Annotated in this window: 7 protein-coding genes and 2 tRNA genes; all 9 read right to left on the bottom strand. The window is 40.1% G+C overall.

What is annotated here, in order from left to right:
• Nucleotides 1-236: 236 nt before the first annotated feature.
• Nucleotides 237-521 (bottom strand): hypothetical protein, encoded by a 285-nt coding sequence (locus J671_RS26245; RefSeq protein ID WP_031983342.1) that lies wholly within the window; start codon nt 519-521, stop codon nt 237-239.
• Nucleotides 514-687 (bottom strand): hypothetical protein, encoded by a 174-nt coding sequence (locus J671_RS26025; RefSeq protein ID WP_165382523.1) that lies wholly within the window; start codon nt 685-687, stop codon nt 514-516. The genes J671_RS26245 and J671_RS26025 overlap by 8 nt, the downstream gene beginning before the upstream one ends.
• A gap of 204 nt (nt 688-891) precedes the next feature.
• A tRNA-Met gene (locus tag J671_RS24180) sits at nt 892-968 on the bottom strand.
• A gap of 2 nt (nt 969-970) precedes the next feature.
• Nucleotides 971-1,045, bottom strand: a tRNA-Trp gene (locus tag J671_RS24185).
• Nucleotides 1,046-1,369: 324 nt separating this feature from the next.
• On the bottom strand, nt 1,370-2,161 hold the full coding sequence (locus J671_RS24190) for a GIY-YIG nuclease family protein (protein WP_050458013.1): 792 nt from the start codon (nt 2,159-2,161) through the stop codon (nt 1,370-1,372).
• A gap of 94 nt (nt 2,162-2,255) precedes the next feature.
• On the bottom strand, nt 2,256-2,693 hold the full coding sequence (locus J671_RS24195; RefSeq protein ID WP_031983741.1) for a hypothetical protein: 438 nt from the start codon (nt 2,691-2,693) through the stop codon (nt 2,256-2,258).
• A gap of 207 nt (nt 2,694-2,900) precedes the next feature.
• Complete coding sequence (locus J671_RS0105320; RefSeq protein ID WP_031983742.1) at nt 2,901-3,326, bottom strand: VRR-NUC domain-containing protein; 426 nt, start codon at nt 3,324-3,326, stop codon at nt 2,901-2,903.
• Nucleotides 3,323-3,946 (bottom strand): hypothetical protein, encoded by a 624-nt coding sequence (locus J671_RS26250; protein ID WP_228132370.1) that lies wholly within the window; start codon nt 3,944-3,946, stop codon nt 3,323-3,325. The genes J671_RS0105320 and J671_RS26250 overlap by 4 nt, the downstream gene beginning before the upstream one ends.
• On the bottom strand, nt 3,943-4,215 hold a 273-nt coding region (locus tag J671_RS0105335; protein WP_031983743.1), incomplete at its 5' end, for a DNA-methyltransferase. The genes J671_RS0105335 and J671_RS26250, both read right to left, overlap by 4 nt.

Here is a 4,215-nt window from a genome sequence, read left to right on the forward strand (position 1 = left end):
ATAGGGTAAGAGTGAAGCGCTCTCCATTTATTTAAAACATCATATGCTTCTGACTGCTCTGCTTGAGTTGCAGACTCGCTTATTAGTGTTGCGCCAGCTCTTCTTAGAACATTTGTACCAGGCACAACTAACTGTGTTTCTGTGACCATAGTAAACCCCTTTTGTGTATTTGAAGTTTACCATGGTTTAAAAATGGCGTTTTAATTTTTTTATAAATATATGTAAACATTTCGTTTTTACATAAATTCATTATCAGAATTTGTATCTATTTTTAACATCCGCTCTGTTTTTTCTAGCCAACCATCAAATAGAGCTTCTGATTCTTGTCTCGTGCCTAATTGGTATGTGTCGAATAGGAAATGACACTTATGACAGAGAGGCACTGTAAACGCATCTGAGGCTTTTATTCCTCTACCCTTGCCATGCTTGCCAGAATTAGAATGTGCCGCTTGTGAGTGAGGATAGCCGCATCTAACGCATGGTAATTTTCTTATTGCAGCCAGTCGCTTTGCATCACGCATTTTTAAGGTTCTGTTTGATGTTAGCAATCTGCACATCAATATCTCTAATTCGACGTTTACAGTCTTGCTTGAACTGATGTGTCGCATTGAGATGATTCAGATTTTCAAGATTAAACCGATCTTTGTAGAGTAAATCTAAATTCTTCTTCGCTTCGATTGTGTCCATGTTCACCCCAAAAAAGAAAGCCCCTCAACATCCAGAATGCGAGGGGCTTTGTTTGCCGTAATACGTTCGGCTAATTCGCGTAATTGTCTCGACGCTTTCCACACTTACGACACTCAACCTGAACGAAAATATCAGACTCATAATCGTAGTGATGAAAGCAGAATAGGCGCTTTAGGAACTGGAGCATGCGGATCTCCTGAATTTTGGTGGGCCCGATCAGATTCGAACTGATTATCTCCCCGTTATGAGCGGGACGCTTATACCACTTAAGCTTAAGACCCATTGGCACGCCATGTAGGACTCGAACCCACACCACCGATTTTGGAGACCGATGCTCTACCAGTTGAGCTAATGACGCATTAAAAAAGGGCATGGCGAATTGCCACACCCTTGCCTTAGATTACGATATTGACCAGCTCGGCAACTGATCTACCGCTACTCACAATCACACACACCTAACATGCACGGTCTGCTTTACTTGCTTTCAATCCTCTTTAGGTCGGGGCGCTACTCCCTAGTCTGAATTCCCGAAGGAGGTTTACTCGAAGGCATGTTCCACTGGTCAGCACTCCAGCAGGGTAATTGTCTTTTTATAGACAACAAAAAAGCCCACGATTAAGTGAGCTTTTAAATGACAAGTGACATATGCTTGTAACTCTGCCACTCTATCACATAATTTACCCTACGCGTTTAAACGAGTCAACACTTCTTCAAACTTTTCATGAACTAAATCATCATCTCTATAGCATTCGCCCATTCCAGCAAAACCAATTTTTGGAGAATATTTAAATTTTGATAAGAACTTGTGAATCTTCTTTTCCATATCCCAGATTCTGGAAGCCCTTCCTTCAATTTGCTTTATAAGCTCATACTTGTACGGCATCTTGGAAATAGTTAAAAAGCGCTGCTCAACAGTTGTTGCACAAATACCGATCTTTATAAACGATTCTTTTTCTCTAAAACAACGAACAAGATAAATACTGGAATTGCCATGATATTTTTCACTACACAATTTTTGATACTGTGTCTTGCTTAAAGGGCTTAAGAAGCAATTTGGACATCCCTGACCTAAAAGATGCGCGCTAGCTCTTTGTTCAAAGAAACCATGTTTGTAGCACTTAATTTTTACTTTTAAAGTAGACTTCACATATACAGTTTCAGTGTAATCATATCTATCACCATGCTTCTCCCTGCTTTTTCTAACAAAGTCTTCTTTTGTTAACTTCGCCTTGGTTGAACATTTTGAGCAAACCATTCCACGCATATGTCGATCAGCCCTTTGCTCAAAAACACCATGAACTTTACAAATTATAGATACCTTCCCAAATAGTCTCTGGAAGTTAGTTATTGAATAATCATACTTGTCGCCATGGATTTGTTTGCAATTTTCAATATATTGCTCCTGTGTTAATTTTGTTTTTGAACTTTTTGTTTGCATAGCTTCCGCTATGACAATAGAATTGCTTCCAGTCATTTTGTTGCCCTTTTAACGATTTGATTAGAGCCATATAGGTGTTGGTAGCACCTGTATGGCTTGCTTAAATATTATACCATAATAATAAATAAACTTATGATATTCTTAATCTTTTGTCATGTGCATGAAGAAAGAATCTTGCACATCCAACCATGATATTTACTTGTGCCTTAGATTGCTTCGTGATGATACCCACAGCACTTAATGATCTGTTTTCCACCTTATGTCGAACTAAGCACATCACTGCATATTTAGCCTGATAATCCACTTTTTCTGATCTTAGGACACTTCGCAACAAAGCCTGTACTTGATCCGCCTCAAAGTCATTAATCTCACATCGAATGTAAGATTTACCTTTTGGAAGCTCTCTGTCTGCTTCACGCATTAACCAGTAAATTTGATTGATATGAAGATCATCTGGTAAATCCCCTCCTTTCATGCGCACAGTTTCACACCAAGCGCCGAACTGCTCTAGCCATCCATCAATTGTGTATTTGTTCCAATCCATTACTGGTGTTACTGCCGCATTCATACCGTCACCTACTTACCAAATACTGTCATCAAAACTATTGCCACCATAAGTACCGAAAAGATAATTACGACAGCCTTGTTGTAGTCCATCTCTATCCCCTTACATCCAAATACTTACCAACTTGCCGATTGAACCGATTACGATTAGCAGCAATCCGAAGAGAATGTACTGCAAGCCTTTGTCATCCTTTAGTTCCATCACGCCACCTCAAATCATCAAATACTTTTTAATTTCATCTATGGCTTCATCTGCACCGAAGCAGACTTTGCACATGTAACCTTGTTCTTCTAAGCGTTGAATCATGAGCCTTTGACTTGGTTGTAACTTCCCTTTCTTTGACTTCAATTCAATCCAAAGCCCGTGTATCTCACCATTTGGAACAATTAGCTGAAGGTCTGGAACACCAGCCTTTACGCCTAACTTCTTGAACTTTGCAGCTTCAATTATGTTTCTTGAGCCACCATTAGGAATATGGAATAAGTAATCACTCAAACGACCTGAACCATACTTCACACGATGCGCCCAACTCATGAGCGTCATCTGTTCTTGATCTTCTGTAGGTACTCGGTTGAATCGCTTAGAACGAGCTGCCTTCAGTGACTGGACCCTTTGAGCCTCTTTGAATGTGGTCATTTGACATACTCCGTAATTAAGCGGATAACCAAAACCATAGTTAAAGTCGCTGCTATTACTCCCCAAGCAAAAAAGAATCCTCTGCCAAACCACTCCATAATTGCAGGTGTTGAAAGCTCACCGTTGTACCAACGCCATGCATACTTAATTGATACGAATAGCGCTGCACCGTAGATAATTGCTATCGCAAAGTCTTTCATCCTTCCCCCTTGAGCGCTTGCTCCTTCAATAATTTCATTTTTAGCTCTTAGTAATTGCTCATATAGGCGTTTAGTACATGTTTTAGATTTGCGAACACGCCAGATAATTGAATGTGAAGTCCCAGCTTTAACAGCAAGTTGATTCTGTCTACCAACTTGTGCTGATATCCAATCACACAGATCCTTAATATCTTCCTGCGATGCTTGTGGAACTTTTGGACCTGCTTTTACTGCCGGTTGTTTCTTTTCAACCTTTGGTATTTCTGTAGGCTGCTTAATATCCAAATGCTCTTTAAGCGGATGTTCTGTCCCATTCTTCACAGCAAATTGAACAGCTTTAAGCACACATAAATCATAAGGCGGACGACCATTACGCTGAGCTACTACAGCTAATTGTTCTCTGATTTCTGATAGAGTCATACCGCTTCTCCAAATAGGTCAGGCTGCATGTCTTTCTCGGTACCTGCTTGAGCAATACGTTCTTGTGCTATTTCGAAGTACTTCTGCTCTTGCTCAATCCCAATGAATGAACGACCTGTGTTTACACAAGCAACACCTGTGGTACCGCTACCCATTGTGTTGTCTAGAACTGTTTCACCTTCGTTTGTGTATGTGCGAATTAAGTACTCACAAAGAGCAACTGGCTTTTGTGTCGGATGGAAATTTGATTTCTGCTTATCGCTACTGAA

It is taken from the genome of Acinetobacter sp. 1130196 (assembly GCF_000588095.1).
GTDB lineage: Bacteria > Pseudomonadota > Gammaproteobacteria > Pseudomonadales > Moraxellaceae > Acinetobacter > Acinetobacter nosocomialis.